The 14,715-nt window shown below is 71.2% G+C and carries 9 protein-coding genes; 4 read left to right on the top strand and 5 right to left on the bottom strand.

Annotated elements, in window-relative coordinates:
- Window positions 1-111: 111 nt before the first annotated feature.
- Complete coding sequence (locus tag ABT130_RS44605; protein ID WP_350966067.1) at window positions 112-1,401, bottom strand: cryptochrome/photolyase family protein; 1,290 nt, start codon at window positions 1,399-1,401, stop codon at window positions 112-114.
- A 134-nt stretch (window positions 1,402-1,535) separates the two neighbouring features.
- Between ABT130_RS44605 and ABT130_RS44600 the strand changes: the two genes are divergently transcribed.
- Together ABT130_RS44600 and ABT130_RS44595 are read left to right on the top strand one after the other, a co-directional pair.
- A complete protein-coding gene (locus tag ABT130_RS44600; protein ID WP_350966066.1) occupies window positions 1,536-2,468 on the top strand; it encodes a MerR family transcriptional regulator in 933 nt (310 codons plus the stop codon).
- Between the two features lie 140 nt (window positions 2,469-2,608).
- Window positions 2,609-3,133: an RNA polymerase sigma factor gene (locus tag ABT130_RS44595; RefSeq protein WP_350966065.1), complete on the top strand. Its 525-nt coding sequence runs from the start codon at window positions 2,609-2,611 to the stop codon at window positions 3,131-3,133.
- A gap of 207 nt (window positions 3,134-3,340) precedes the next feature.
- On the opposite strand, the gene treZ is transcribed toward ABT130_RS44595, so the two are convergent.
- From treZ to ABT130_RS44575, 4 genes are all read right to left on the bottom strand, one after another.
- Complete coding sequence (gene treZ, locus ABT130_RS44590) at window positions 3,341-5,068, bottom strand: malto-oligosyltrehalose trehalohydrolase (RefSeq protein WP_350966064.1); 1,728 nt, start codon at window positions 5,066-5,068, stop codon at window positions 3,341-3,343.
- Window positions 5,069-5,071: 3 nt separating this feature from the next.
- Window positions 5,072-7,558 (bottom strand): malto-oligosyltrehalose synthase, encoded by a 2,487-nt coding sequence (gene treY, locus ABT130_RS44585; protein WP_350966063.1) that lies wholly within the window; start codon window positions 7,556-7,558, stop codon window positions 5,072-5,074.
- Entirely contained in the window at window positions 7,551-9,656 is a 2,106-nt protein-coding gene (glgX, locus tag ABT130_RS44580) for a glycogen debranching protein GlgX (RefSeq protein ID WP_350966062.1), read from the bottom strand. Before glgX ends, treY begins: the two co-directional genes overlap by 8 nt.
- A gap of 117 nt (window positions 9,657-9,773) precedes the next feature.
- Complete coding sequence (locus tag ABT130_RS44575; protein ID WP_350966061.1) at window positions 9,774-13,142, bottom strand: ATP-binding protein; 3,369 nt, start codon at window positions 13,140-13,142, stop codon at window positions 9,774-9,776.
- Window positions 13,143-13,371: 229 nt separating this feature from the next.
- Between ABT130_RS44575 and mscL the strand changes: the two genes are divergently transcribed.
- Entirely contained in the window at window positions 13,372-13,800 is a 429-nt protein-coding gene (gene mscL / locus ABT130_RS44570) for a large conductance mechanosensitive channel protein MscL (protein WP_350930348.1), read from the top strand.
- A gap of 69 nt (window positions 13,801-13,869) precedes the next feature.
- Window positions 13,870-14,508, top strand: a complete 639-nt coding sequence (locus ABT130_RS44565; RefSeq protein ID WP_350966060.1) for a hypothetical protein — start codon at window positions 13,870-13,872, stop codon at window positions 14,506-14,508.
- Window positions 14,509-14,715 lie beyond the last annotated feature (207 nt).

The following is a 14,715-nucleotide window of genomic DNA, read 5'->3' as shown; positions in this document are numbered from 1 at the left end:
GCGTCCACCCCCCCCCCCACTTGCTCCACCCCCCTCCCCCCCGGGGGGGGGGGGACTTTCCGGCCGGAAAGACCGCCCACCGGCGGGGTTCTCGGCACCGGAGCACTCACTTCAGTCCACGGAGACGAGCGGCGCGGGGTAGCCGGGGACGCCCGAGGGAAGTTTCCACGGCTCGTGGATCACCCGCTTCGGCAGCGCGGCGAGCTCGGGGACGTAGCGGCGGACGTACTCGCCGTCCGGGTCGTACCTCTTGGCCTGCCGGATGTGGTTGACGGGCCGGTTGGGCCGGGTGTCGTTGCCGGTCCCCGCGACCCACTGCCAGTTGCCGTAGTTGTTGGCCACGTCGCCGTCGAGCAGCCGCTCGAAGAAGTGGTCGGCCCCGACACGCCAGTCGACCCGCAGCCGCCTGACGAGGAACGAACCCACGATCAGGCGGGCCCGGTTGTGCATCCAGCCCTCGGCGAGCATCTGCCGGATCCCGGCGTCCACAATGGGGATTCCGGTCATGCCCTCCTTCCACGCCTGCGCCGCGTGGTCGTCGTCGCGCCACTCGTGCCCGCGCGGGCGGTAGTCGTCCCGGTTGATCCGCGGGAAGGCCCGTGCCACCTGATGGAAGAAGTCCCGCCAGCACAGCTGCCTGACGAACTCGCCGGTGTCCCCGGCCTCCCTGGCCAGCGCCTCCAACTCCAGCGGCGAGACGCAGCCGAAGCGCAGGTAGGGGCTGAGCCTGGAGGTGCGGTTGCCCGCCATGTCGTCGTGGCCGTCGGCGTAGTCGTCCACGCAGTGTCTCAACCACTGCTCCATTCTCCGGCGCCCGACCCTCTCACCACCCCTGAACAGCTCGTACGTCTCGTGCCCGGGTTCGGGTAGCCTGCCGGGGCTCAGGGCCCCGGGGACACGGACCACACCGGGTGCCTTGAGTACCTCCCTGCGTGGTCGCCGGCTCCAGGCCCGCCAGTAGGGGGTGAAGACCCGGTAGTGGTCACCGCCACCCGACGGCCTGAGCGCGTCCGGCGGCACGACCGTCAGGCCGGGGAAGGTGCGGAACTCCACCCCCGCGCGCTCGCACTCCGCCGCCAGGCGCCGTTGCCTGCGGTGCGCGAGGGCGCTGACGTCCATGGTGGCGTGGACCGCCCCGGCCCTCGACTCCCCCGCCAGGCGCATCGTCTCCGCGACCGGATCACCCCTGCGCACGACCAGCTCACCGCCCCGCTCACGGAGCGATCCGCGCAGGTCGGCGAGGCATTCGGCGAGAAATCCCAGGCGGTTGCCGGCGGGTATGTCGGGGTCGATGACGAAGAGTGGTATGACATGACGTGCGCGCTCGCACGCGGCGGCGAGCGCCGGGTGGTCGTGCACCCGGAGGTCACGGCTGAACAAAACGATCACAGTATCGGTCACGTTTTCCTTTCGCCGGGTCACGCTCCGCCGGTTGCATCCGCCGGGGGCTCGGAACTCGAAGGAATGTCCAGGGAGCGACCGCTCGTGTCGCCTGTCACGCTGGTACGGCAGTAGCGGGCTTGAAATGGGATGAGATGGAAAAGCAGCGACAGGTGACCGCTGATGAGGAGCCGGGATACGGCATCGGCGCCGTCTCACGACGCCTCGGCGTGCCCGCCCCCACGCTGCGGACCTGGAACCTACGCTACGGCGTGGGCCCGAGCCGCCGGAGCCCCGGGGGGCATCGACGCTACGACACCCGCGACCTGTGGCGCCTGGAGGAGATGAACCGGCTCATCAGGAGCGGGGTTCCCCCCTCCGACGCGGCACGGGAGGTCCTGCGGATCGAGGCCGTCCCACCGGCGGCTCCGGAGGTGGGCACCGAGGAGATCCCCTCCTTTCCCCTGGCGGAGCGGCCCGGCATCCCCACGGCGGCGATGCTGGCGCGGGCGGCGATGACGCTGGACAGCCGAACCGTCCACGACTGGATAGAGGCGTCGCTGGCCAGGCACGGCGTGCCGTGGACCTGGGAGCGGCTGGTGATGCCGGTCTTCGAGACGATCTGCGACCGCCAGGCCGAGAGCGGCGCGAGCGTCGAGATCGAGCACCTGTTCTCCGACCGGCTGCTGGCGGCGCTGATCCGGCTCACCGCACGCCCCGCCCGGCCGGTCAACACCCGCCCCGTGCTGCTCGCCTGCGCCGAGGACGAGCAGCACAGCCTGCCGATCTACGCACTGGCCGCCACGCTGACCACCGAGCACCAGGTGGAGACCCGGGTGCTGGGCGCCAGGACCCCCTACCCGGCGCTGGCGGACGCGATGCGCCGGCTGGGCCCCTCGGTGGTCTTCGTCTGGTCCCAGCTGTCCGCCACCGGTGACCCCGCCCCGCTCGCGTCGCTGCCCGTGCTCCGCCCGCCGAGCCTGGTCGTCGCGGGCGGTATGGGCTGGCGGGAGGGGCTGCCGGCGTCGGTCCCCCACGTCACGTCGTTCCAGGACGCGCTCAGCCGCGTCCTCACCGCCCTGGCCTGAGCTCGGCCTTTCCACCGGCGGGCCGGATCCTCCTTCTCCCTCCCGTTGATCGGCGTGCCACCGTGCCCCTGCTTGCGATCACGTTGACCGGCCAGGTATGAATAGGTTTTGAATAAGTTTTCTCGGTGAGCGGAGGCGTCATGACGGACACCCTGAACATCCGGTTCGCCGAGGGCGACGATGCGGCCCTGGCCGAGTGCTTCCGCGCCCACGGCTCCCTCATCCGCTCCTACCTGCGGCGATTCGTACCGCAGCAGGAGATCGAGGACCTTCAGCAGGTGGTGTTCGCCGAGGTCTGGCGGTCACGGCACCGCTTCGACCCGGCCCGCAGCCTCCCCGCCTGGATGCTCGGCATCGCGCACAAGCGCGCGGTCGACCAGCTTCGGACGCGCACCCTGCGTACGGTGCCGCTGGACGTGGTGGCGGATCCGGCCGGCGACGACGGCAGGGCCGACGGTGACGGCATGGCCGAGCGCGACCAGGTGCGCCGGGCGCTGGCCAAGCTGCCCGAGTCACAGCGCCAGGCGATCGAACTGGCCTACTACGGCGACCTGACCCAGCGGGAGATCGCCGAGAGGCTGAGCGTCCCGCTCGGCACGGTCAAGGCCCGTACCGCCCGCGGTCTGCGCCGCCTGTCCGACATCCTCACCCCGGCCGCGGCGTGAACGGCTGTCATGGAGCGGATCTTCGCCCGCCTCCGGCTCCCCGCGCACTGCTGAAGAGCGACCGGCGACCCCGGGACCCGGTGTCCTTCCACGCCCGGCACAAGATGCGGCCGCCGGCCCACCACCCCGCGGCCTACCGGCAGGCGGGGCGGGTGGTGGCTCAGGCGGGCGCCAGGTGACCGCCTGAGCCTGTGGCCACCGCGGCGGTCAGCCGGGCGGATTCAGCCTCACCACCGCGAGGGAGCGGGCGGGCAGGGACAGCTCCTCTCCCCGCACCGTCGCCGACGCCTCCGAGGCGAGCAGAATGTGGCCGGGCGCGGACCGTCCTGGCCCGAGCCTGACGGTGAGCGGCACCGGACCGAGGTTGGCCGCCACCCTGAGCCCTCCCCGGTGGACGACCAGCCAGGACTCGCCGTGGTCGACCCGGACCCGATCCAGTCTCGGGTCCGTCAGCTCGGGGTGTGCCCGGCGCAGCGCGATCAGGGCCCGGTACCAGTCGAGATGTGCCCGGTGGGCGTCGTCGTCCAGCTCGCTCCAGTCGATCTTGGAGCGCAGGAACGTCAGCTCCTCACCGGGATCGGGGGCCTTCTCCGCCCAGTCGTCGTAGCCGAAGCCGACGAACTCCCGCCGCCGCCGATCGGCCTCGCCCTCGCGCAGGTGCGGCTCGACGTGATCTGTGAAGAACAGGAACGGCGTGCGCGCGCCCCACTCCTCCCCCATGAACAGCATGGGGGTGAACGGCGAGGTCAGCAGGAGCCCGGCGGCCAGCCGGAGCGCCTCGGGCGCCAGCCGGTCGCCCTCCGCGCGGTTGCCGATCTGGTCGTGGTTCTGCGCGCAGCAGACGAAGCGGTAGCCGGGCAGGTGGGCCGCCGACCGGCCGTGGGACCGCCCCCGGAAGGACGAGTAGGTCCCGTCGTGGTAGTAGGCGCGGGTCAGCACCTTGGGCAGTGCCCCGTGGAAGTCGTCGTAGTAGCCGTGCCGCTCCCCGCTCACCGCCACGTGCAGGGCGTGGTGGACATCGTCGTTCCAGGCGGCCGCCAGACCGTACCCCCCGGCCTCACGGGGGGTCATCAGCCGGGGGTCGTTGAGGTCGGACTCGGCGATGAGGGTCAGCGGCCTGCCCACGGCCGCCGACAGCGCCTCCGTCTCGGCGGCGATCTCCTCCAGCAGGTGGACGGCCCGGTCGTCGCGCAGGGCGTGCACGGCGTCCAGCCGCAGACCGTCGATGTGGTAGTCGCGCAGCCACTGCATCGCGTTGCCGACGAAGTAGGCGCGCACCTCGTCGGAGCCGGGGCCGTCCAGGTTGACCGCCTGCCCCCAGAAGGAGGAGGCGCTGGAGTGGAAGTAGGGGCCGAAGGGGGCGAGAAAGTTGCCCGAGGGGCCGAGATGGTTGTAGACGACGTCGAGGATCACCCCGAGCCCGCACCGGTGGCAGGCGTCCACGAGGCGCTTGAGCCCGTCGGGGCCGCCGTAGTTGTCGGTGACGGCCCACAGGTCCACGCCGTCGTAACCCCAGTTGCGCCCGCCGGGCACCGGCGGCACCGGCATGATCTCCACGAAGTCGACGCCGAGCTCCGCCAGATGTTCCAGCCTGCCGATCGCCGCGTCGAAGGTGCCCTCGGGGGTGAAGGCGCCGATGTGCAGCTCGTAGATGACCGAGCCCGGCAGGTCACGCCCCCGCCACAGGGCGTCCCCCCACTCGAAGCGGTCGTGGTCGTAGACCCGGCTCGGGCCGAAGATCCCCTCCGGCTGCCAGCGGGTACGGGGATCGGGCAGCGCCTCGCCCCCGTCCAACCGGAACCGGTAGTCGGTACCGTGCCCGGCACCGGGCACCTCCGCGGACCACCAGCCGCCGCCCGCGGACGACATCGGGTGGTGGACCTCGCCGATCTCCACGTCCACCGCCGTCGCCCGTGGCGCCCAGACCTCGAACATGGGTCAGTCCCTTTCCAGGAGTGCGACGGGGTGGACCGAGAGCAGGTGGGCGAGCGGGATCCTGCCGGTGTGCTCGGCACCGGAGAGCAGGTCCCGCCAGGTACCGTGCGGCAGGGTGAGCGTGCTGCTCCCCCAGCCGCCGCGCCGCTCCAGACCGACCGGCAGCCGGGTGGCCACCGCCACCGCCCGCTCCCCCCTGGCGAAGGCGATCGCGTGCTCTCCGGCCTCGATCGGGACGTACGGTGCCGCGGGGTCCAGCCTCCGCCGCAGGTCCAGCGCCCGGCTGGTGATCGCCAGCTTGGCCTCGTCCCATGACAGGCCCTCGGTGGCGGGACTCGGGTGTGCCTGCCCCGGGTGGGCCTGGCTCGCGTGAGCCTGGGCCGCCGAGAGCATCCGGCGGCGCAGCGGGAAGTCGACCGGGCGGCGGTTGTCCGGATCGACCAGGGAGAAGTCGGTGATCTCGTTGCCCCAGTAGAGGTCGGGCACGCCGGGCAGCATGAGCTGGACGAGCTTCTGGCCCAGCGAGTTGGACCTGGCGTACGGCTCGATCCGCGCGGTGAACTCCCTGATCGAGGCGCCGCACTCCTCGACGGCCCGGGTGACGAAGTCGCGGATGCCGCGCTCGTAGGCCGGGTCGGGGGTGGCCCAGGAGATCGAGGTCTTGGCCTCGCGGGCCGCCTTGAACAGGTAGTCGAAGAACCTGTCGGGGCCGATCGGCCAGGAGGCCATCAGGTTCTGCCAGGCCAGGTAGTCCAGGGCCGGGTCGAAGGAGACCTTCGAGGACCACTCGCCGACCGCCGCCGCCCACTCCTCCGGAAGCTCGGACAGCACGGCCAGCCGGGCCCGCACGTCCTCCGAGCGCTTGGTGTCATGGGTGGACAGCGTCGTCATCGTGCCCGGCGGCATCCGCCGGCAGAACGCGTGGAACTCCTCGATCGGCTCGCCGAACCTGTCGGGCTCGCCGCCCACCTCGTTCAGGCAGGACAGCGGGTACCAGCGGTAGAGGGCGGTGTCCTCCACCCCCTTGGCCATCACCGGGCCGCAGGTCTGCTGGAAGCGGGCGACCGCCTCGGCGGGCCCGGCCAGCACCCGCTGGACGACCTCCGCCACCGGAGCGCCCTCGGGCAGCCGCCCCGCGGCGACCTGTCCGGCCTCCTCGACGATCTGGGCCGAGATCTCGGGCACCGGCTCGCCCGGCACCACGTAGGCCCGGTAGACCGGCATCGCGGCGAGCAGCTCCACCAGCGTCCGGCGGTCGGAGCCGACGACGGCGTGCAACCTGTCGATCTCCGAAGCGAAGAACAGGCTCAGCACCTCCGCCTTGGACTCGCGGACCACCGCGGCGTAGCCGGCGGGCATGCCGGTCTGCAGGGTGAACAGCTCCACCAGCGGCTCTTTTCCCGCCGGGTCGACGAACAGCCCGGTGATCCGGTTGAGCACCTCGTAGCCGGTGGTCCCGTCGCACTCCCAGTCCGCGGGCAGCCGTTCGGAGCCGATCAGGATCTTCTCCGCCACGGTCCACACGCCCGAGGCGGCGCGCAGCCGCGACAGGTAGCCGCGCGGCTCGGCGAGCCCGTCGGGGTGATCCACCCGCAGCCCCTGGATGATCCCCTCCCGGACCAGCGAGAGGATGACGGCGTGCGTGGCGTCGAACACCTCCGGGTCCTCCACCCGCAGCCCGATCAGCGAGGACACGTCGAAGAACCGGCGGTAGCCGGGCCCGCGCCGCCAGTCGACCAGCCGGTAGTTGGTGTCCGGCAGCGGGAAGACGTGGTCGTGGTAGCGCAGCACGTCACCATCGGCCACCACCTCCCCCGAATCGCCGAGCACCGGCATGTTCACCTTGCCGTCGCCGCCGGCCCAGTCGATGTCGAACCAGGACGCGTACGGCGACTTCTGCCCCTCGGCGAGCACCGACCACAGTTGCGCGTTGCCCGACTCCGGCACCGGGACCGTCATGTGGTTGGGCACGATGTCGACGACGATGCCGATCCCGTGCTGGGCGAGCGTCGCCGACATCGCCCGCAGTCCCTCGACCCCGCCGAACTCCGCGCGGACACGTGAGTGGTCGGTCACGTCGTAGCCGTGCCGCGACTCCGGCACGGCCTGCAGGATCGGCGACAGATAGACGTGGCTCACCCCCAGGTCCCGCAGGTACGGGGCCAGCTCGGCCACCTTGTCGAACCCGAAGTCGGGGGTCAGCTGGAACCGGTAGGTCGAGACCGGCACCTCGTAGGAGCCGGGCGAGGGCGGCGGCTCGGGTACCTCCTCGGGGAGCCCCGCCGGCTCTGGCACGTCCTCGCCGAACAGTGCCGCCCCGGGGTCCGGCAGGACCTCGCCATGGGCGACCTGCGGCGGGACCACACCGGGCACCGGCTCTCGCGGTACGACAGTGGGCACCGGCTCGGGCGGGACCACGGTGGGCGCGGGCTCCAAGGGAGCGGGCTCGGGGACGGGATCGGGGGTGGGTTGCGTGATGGGCTCAGACACGGCGCAACACCCTCACCGAGCGGCCGACCACCGGCACGCTCTCTCCGGCCCGGCAGACCCGGGTGTCAACCGTGATCGGCATCGCCGTGTCGATCTCTGTCAGCCACATCTCACCGTAGTCCTTCGGAAGGGTGAACTTGATGACGTCGTGGTGGGCGTTGAACAGCAGCAGGAACGAGTCGTCGACGATCTGCCGCCCCCTGCGGTCGGGCTCGGTGATGGCCTCACCGTTCAGGAAGACGGCCAGTGACCTGGCGTAGCCAACGTTCCAGTCGGCATCGGTCATCTTCTCCCCTCTCGGAGTGAGCCAGGCGATGTCGCTGAGGTTCTCCTCGGAGCCTCGTACGGGCCGCCCGTAGAAGAACCTGCGCCGCCGGAAGACCGGGTGGTCGGCGCGGAGCTTGGCCAGCCGCCGGGTGAAATCGAGCAGCAGCCAGTTCTCCCTGACGTCGGACCAGTCGACCCAGCTCAGTTCGTTGTCCTGGCAGTACACGTTGTTGTTGCCCCGCTGGGTGCGGCCCAACTCGTCGCCGTGGGAAATCATCGGAACGCCCTGGGACAGGAAAAGAGTGGTCAGGAAGTTGCGCTTCTGCTGCTCGCGCAGGGACTCGACGGCCAGCGGGGCGGGCCCCTCCTCACCGCAGTTCCAGGAGCGGTTGTCGTCGGTGCCGTCCCGGTTGTCCTCACCGTTGGCCTCGTTGTGCTTGCCGTTGTAGGAGACGAGATCCTGCAGGGTGAACCCGTCGTGGCAGGTGACGAAGTTGATGGAGGCGGCGGGGCGGCGGCTGTCGTCCTGGTAGAGGTCGCTGGAGCCGGTCAGCCTGGAGGCGAACTCGGGCAGCGAGGCGGGCTCACCTCGCCACAGGTCGCGGATCGTGTCGCGGTACATGCCGTTCCACTCGGTCCACCTGGCGGGGAAGTTGCCCACCTGGTAGCCGCCGGGGCCGACGTCCCACGGCTCGGCGATCAGCTTGACCTGTGACAGCACCGGATCCTGCTGGACCAGGTCGAAGAAGGCGCTCAGCCGGTCGACCTCGTGCAGCTCCCGCGCCAGCGTCGCGGCCAGGTCGAACCTGAAACCGTCCACGTGCATCTCGATGACCCAGTAGCGGAGCGAATCCATGATCATTTGAAGCACGTGCGGGGAGCGCATGAACAGGCTGTTGCCGGTGCCCGTGGTGTCCAGGTAGTACCGCCTGTCGTCGTCGACCAGGCGGTAGTAGTCGGCGTTGTCGATGCCCCGCATGCTCAGCGTCGGGCCCAGGTGGTTGCCCTCGGCCGTGTGGTTGTAGACCACGTCGAGGATGACCTCGATGTTCGCCTCGTGCAGGGCCTTGACCATGGCCTTGAACTCCAGCACCTGCCCGCCGCGCTGCCCGGTGCTGGAGTAGGCGTTGTGCGGGGCGAAGAACCCGATGCTGTTGTAGCCCCAGTAGTTCGTCAGCCCCCGCTCGACGAGGACGTGGTCGGTGACGAACTGGTGCACCGGCATGAGCTCGATCGCCGTCACCCCGAGCGCGGTCAGGTGATCGATGATCTCCGGATGCCCGATCGCCGCGTAGCTGCCCCGGATCCGCTCGGGGATCTTCGGGTGGTTGATCGTCAGCCCCTTGACGTGCGCCTCGTAGATCACCGTGTTGTGGTACGGGGTGCTCGGCGGCCGGTCGTGCCCCCAGCCGAAGAACGGGTTGATCACGATGGAGCGCGGCACGAACGCGGCCGAGTCCGCGTCGTTACGGCTCTCCGGATCGCCGAAGCGGTAGTCGTACACCGCCTCGTCCCAGTTCACGTCCCCCTCGATCGCCTTGGCGTAGGGATCGAGCAGGAGCTTGGCCGGATTGCACCGCTGTCCCCTCCGCGGGTCGTACGGGCCGTGCACGCGGTAGCCGTACCGCTGCCCGGGACCGACGCCGGGTAGGTAGCCGTGCCAGACGAAGCCCTCACACTCGGTGAAGGTGACTCGTGTCTCCCGGTTCTCCTCGTCGAACAGGCACAGCTCGACGCGTTCGGCGGCCTCGGTGAAAAGCGCGAAGTTGGTCCCCGCGCCGTCGTAGGTGGCCCCGAGAGGATAGGGATCACCCGGCCAGATCTCGATCATTGCACCGCCCTTCAGCGGTGAACAGATATGCCCCGTCTCAGCCTGGACATGCGCACATCTCCATACCTGCAGGAGTGATCTCGGAGTTGCCCGACGGCATGCCTGGACGGGCCGGGGTCAGGCCGGGCGGAACTCATGGGCCAGCGCGCGGATCGCGGGTTCGTACACGCGCAGCCCCGCCCCGGCGGCGAACGCCTCCGCCGCCCGCAGGTGTGCCCCGGCCCGCTCCTCGTCACCGTCGAGCAGGGCCAGCCGGGCCAGGCACAGGTCGGTCAGCGACCAGCCGAGCAGCCGTCCCGCGTTCGGGGCGAGCCTGCGGTACAGGATCTTCCCCGCGACCTCGTCGCCGAGCGCCGCGCAGATCTCGCTGACGGCGTCCGGTACGAACCGGTAGGCCAGCTCGGGGCCGAGTGCCGCGAAGCCGTCGCGGGCGAGTTCGGCGAAGTCCTCCCGCGCCTCGTCCGTCCTGCCCAGGTCGATCAGGACCAGGCAGCGCAGGAGCCGCCAGGGGATCTGCCCCGGACGGTGGGCGAGCATCTCATCGGAGAGCGCGAGCGCCTCGCCCGCCGCCCCCTCCGCCCGCAGCGAGAGGAAGCGGAACGTCTCCCGCCGCAGCAGCGCGTCGCCCCTGCCCAGCGCGCCCTCCGGGTGAGCCGCGCCGGACGCGTCGGCCGCGGCGAGCGCGTCCGTGAACCGCCCGGCCAGGTAGGCGTGGACCGCGCTCTGCCAGGCGGCCAGGCTGACCGCCGAGGGGAGCCGGAGCCTCTCCGCGCTCTCCCGCAGCCAGGCCAGCAGCTCCGCGGCGGGGCCTGCGGCGCCCTGGGCGTTCAGCTCGACGTACTCGTTCTCCCTGCCGATCCACTCGGTGGCCAGGTCGCCGGTGCGGCGGCCGATGTCCACGATCTCGGCGACGACCGCCCGCCGGCGGTCGTGGTCGTGGCCGGACCGCAGCAGGATCTCCAGGGCGATCAGCGTCCTGGACAGGGTCCGGTCCTCCCCGGCGCGGCGGGCCAGCCGCACCGCCTCCTCCGCCATCGCCACGCTCCGCTCGACCGGCCGGCCGGTGGAGCCGGTCAGCGCGACGGCGGCGAGCAGCTGGGCCCGCCACGGCGAGCCCTCTGCGAGGTCGGAGGCGAGCACCCGGTCGATGCGCTCGGCCAGCCTGTCGATCCCGGTCATCTCCTCGTACATGGCCAGATAGATCGGGTTGGAGAATCCCAGCACCGCCCTGGCCAGCCGGCTGTCGTCGCCGAGCCCTTCGGCGGCCTGCGCGGCGGCCTCCAGCGAGGCGTGGGCCGCGCTGCTCATCCCCGCGGCCGCCTGTGCCTCGGCCAGGTCCAGCAGGAGGTCGCAGCGGAGCGCGCCGTCGGGTCCGGGCAGCCGGTCGATCATCGCGATCGCCCGTTCCAGGCCCTCCGCCGCGTCCTCGTGGGCGAACTGCGCGGTCGCCTGGGCCGCCGCGCGCCGGGTGTAGCCGATGGCCCTGCCCGCCATCGCGGGGGTCAGCAGGCCCTCGCGACAGTGGTGGGCGATCTCGGTCAGCCGCGTCCCGCTCCGCTCCTCCAGCACCTCCGCGATCCGCGCGTGCAGCCTCCTGCGGCGTAGCGGCGGCAGCGCCTCGCGCAGCACGTCGCGGACGATGTCGTGGACGAACCGGCAGCTCGGCCCCTCCCCCTCGACCAGCAGCCGGGCCCCCACCGCGGCGTCGACGATGTCGAGAACCCGCCCCTCGGGCAACTCCGCCACGCGCGTCAGGATGTCGGTCGCCGCCTCCCTGCCCAGCAGCGCCGCGACGGTCAGCACCTCCTCGGTGTCGGGCGGCAGGTGGGCCATCCGGCCGCGCACCACGTCCGAGAGCGCCTCGGGGGTCTCCCCCAGCTGTAGCACCTCGCCCAGGAAGAACGGGTTGCCCGCGGTCAGCCTGCCCATCTCCCCGGCCCGCCCCGGGTCGGCGCCCGCCCGTCCCAGATACTCACGGATCTCCTCCTCCGCCAGGCCGCGCAGCAGGAGCCGCCGCACGTGCGGCAGCCGGAGCAGCACGCCGAGGGTGTGCTCCAGCGGCTCGCCGGGGCGCACGTCGGTGTCGCGGTACGTGGCCACGACCGTCAACTCCGGGCAGAGCCGGGTGGAGGCCAGGAACTCCAGCAGCCGCAGCGAGGAGGTGTCCGCCCATTGGAGGTCGTCAAGGACCACCAGCACCCGGCCGTGCTCGTTCAGCAGCCGGGCGAACGCCTCGTACAACTCGAACTGCCCCGCCGGCCCCTCTGGTCCGGCCTGCCCGGTCCCGCTCCCGGTCCCGGCTCCGGCTCCGGCTCCGGCTCCGGCTCCGGCGAGTTGCGCCAGTTCGCCGTCCCTGCCGACCAGGTCCTGCACCGCCTGCGTCCAGGGCCAGAAGGGGGGCGCGCCGGTGCCGTCCCAGCAGCGGCCCCACACCACCCGCCGGCCCCGCGCCCGCGCGACGTCGGCTGCGTACTCGGCGAGGCTGGTCTTGCCGATGCCCGGCTCCCCGGCGAGCAGCACCACCCGGTGCCCGTCTCCGGTGACCGCCCGCTCCAGCACCCCGGCCTCCGCCTGCCGGCCCACCAGCCCGGTGCCATTCTCCAGCCCGGCCGGCTCCGCCGCCCCTGCCGCCCTCTCGGCACCGGTCGCCTCCGCCACGACGGCTGTCTTTCCCGCGTCGGCCGCCTCCGCCGCTCCGCCCGGCTCCGCCGTGTGCCTGGGCCGCAGCGCGGGATCCTGACCGAGGATGCGCCGCTCCATCTCCCGCGACCGGGGGTCGGGGTCCAGCCCCAGGTCCTCCATCAGCAACCGGCGTCCCTCGGCGAGCAGGCCGAGCGCGTCCGCCTGCCGTCCCGCCTGGTAGAGCGCGTGGGCGGCGAGCGTCCGCAGCCGCTCCCTGAACGGATGGGCGGCGACCAGCTTGGCCAGCCCGCTCGTCACCACCGCTCCCCGGCTGAGCGCGAGCTCCGCCTCGGCCAGGTCCTCCTCGATCGTCAGCCGCAGCTCGACCAGGTGCACGCGCTCCTCCGCCGCCCAGGAGGACTCCGCGAGACCGTCAAGCGGTTCTCCGCTCCACTCCCCCAGGGCCAGCCGCAGCTCCCGCACCGCCCCCTCGTGATCTCCCGCCGCGCCCAGGCTCCTGCCCTCGGCCACCTGCTCCCGCACCCTGCCCAGGTCGATCGCAGCGGCGGGGACGTCCAGGACATAGCCTCCCGGCCTGCTGGCCAGGACCTTCGGGGGCACCTCTCTCGGCCTGCCCGGCTCGAAAACGCGACGGAGTTTGGAGACGTACGCCTGCACGGTGTTGAGCGCCCCCGGAGGAGGGGCGTCCTTCCAGAGGGCGTCGATCATCCGGTTCGGCCCGACCGGTCGCGGGGCCGCGAGGACGCACATCGCCAGCACCAGCCGCTGCTGGTAGGGGCCGATGTCCAGTACCGCCCCGCTGTCGGCGATCACCTCGACCGGGCCAAGCACACGAAAGTCCATCCGGCCACCTCGCTCGCGAACTGCGCCGATATTAACCTTTCGCACCAGCCGTCCCGTCCAACCCGTAACAGTCCCGAGGCTTCCAGCTCCGCATATTCTCGATCGGACGCGTTAACCTCCGTCCAGACCACCCATCAGGGGGTTCCGGTGGACTGCCGGAAAACAGCGGAGCTCTGGTCGCCGCCCTCCCCGGGCAGCGGCCCTTCTTCACGAGTGGAGGACATTAGGAATGGGTGGATTCAAGAAGTTCCTGCTGAGAGGGAACCTCGTCGAGCTGGCCGTGGCGGTCGTGGTCGGGGCGACTTTCAGCGGACTGGTGCAGGCCCTGGTCAAGGACCTCATCACGCCGTTGATCGGGGCGGTCACCGGCGGCCGGGAGCCGGACTTCTCGGATTACGTGTTCACGGTCAACGGCGCCAAGTTCATGTACGGCGACTTCATCAACCACCTGCTGAGCTTCCTGATCATCGCCGCGGTCATCTACTGGCTCGTCGTGATGCCGATGACCCGGCTGATCGGCTACTTCGACCGGAACAAGGAGGCCACCGAGAAGGAGTGCCCGGAGTGCCTCAGCGACATCCCGGTCGCTGCCAGGCGCTGCGCGTTCTGCACCGCGGTGCTGTCGGAGATCCCCATCGCCGACAGGCCCCCGGCGTAGGCGTCTTCTCCTCCTGGGCGGTACGACCTTCCGGCCGGCCGGGAGAATCCTTCGGAGGACAATGGAAGCGTGAGCTTCGAACTGGCCGTCTGGCACGAGCCCAAGCCGATCACCAGGGAACACGCTGAGAACGTCTTCCATACGTTCCGTCACGGCAAGCCGCATGGCGCGAGCCCCCACCCCGAAGGGCAGGAGCCCGAGGAGGGTCACCCCGGGGTGGCGGCGTTCGTCGAGCGGCTTCCCGAGGCCGAGCCGCTCTCCGCGGCCTTCGCCCTGGTGACCGTGGACCTGGAACGGGCCGACGAGGTGGCGTCCGAGGTCTTCGCCCTGGCCGCCGAGTGCGGACTGGTCTGCTACGACCCGCAGCGCGGCCTGGTGCACAACCTGTCTCCACGAGGCGTCTATCCCACCATGGAGATGCGTACCGGCGACGGGATGATCGTGGTCGGTCCCGACCTTCAGCTCATCTCCGACGCGCTCGCCACCATGTCACCGCAGAACCCGTTCACGGCGCTGGTCGTCTTCGGTGAGCACTTCGTCCAGAGTTCCCCGGAGATCTCGGGCTACGAGCTGGAGTACAAGGACAGCGTCCGGGACCGGATGTTCCGCACCCATGTTCCCGACCTGGAGGCGGTTCAGACTGCTTTCACCGAGTACGCCACTGGGGAGCGCGCTTTCCTGGAGCGGCACGACTGGCGTCTCGTCTGACTCGTTCGGGTACACGGCTTGTTCGCCGTGCCCGCTGCGCGGCCTGTTCATCGTGCCCGCTGCGCGGCCTGTTCATCGTGCCCGCTGCGCGGCCTGTTCATCGTGCCCGCTGCGGTGGGCGGGTGTTCCGGCCGGCCGTCTCAGTGGCCGTCTGGTGATTTCGGCCTCCGGCCTGCTCGGGTGTGGTGGTTGCGGGCTCTTTTGAAG

The sequence above is a fragment of the Streptosporangium sp. NPDC001681 genome, assembly GCF_040298085.1.
GTDB lineage: Bacteria > Actinomycetota > Actinomycetes > Streptosporangiales > Streptosporangiaceae > Streptosporangium.
The sequence above is the reverse complement of the archived record's forward strand: the minus strand, read 5'-3'. Positions and strand labels throughout refer to the sequence as shown.

Coding starts and splice junctions, on each gene's coding strand:
- ABT130_RS44600 (WP_350966066.1), top strand. CDS start 1,536: ATGGAAAAGCAGCGACAGGTGACCGCTGATGAGGAGCCGGGATACGGC.
- ABT130_RS44595 (WP_350966065.1), top strand. CDS start 2,609: ATGACGGACACCCTGAACATCCGGTTCGCCGAGGGCGACGATGCGGCC.
- treZ (WP_350966064.1), bottom strand. CDS start 5,068: ATGTTCGAGGTCTGGGCGCCACGGGCGACGGCGGTGGACGTGGAGATC.
- glgX (WP_350966062.1), bottom strand. CDS start 9,656: ATGATCGAGATCTGGCCGGGTGATCCCTATCCTCTCGGGGCCACCTAC.
- ABT130_RS44575 (WP_350966061.1), bottom strand. CDS start 13,142: ATGGACTTTCGTGTGCTTGGCCCGGTCGAGGTGATCGCCGACAGCGGG.
- mscL (WP_350930348.1), top strand. CDS start 13,372: ATGGGTGGATTCAAGAAGTTCCTGCTGAGAGGGAACCTCGTCGAGCTG.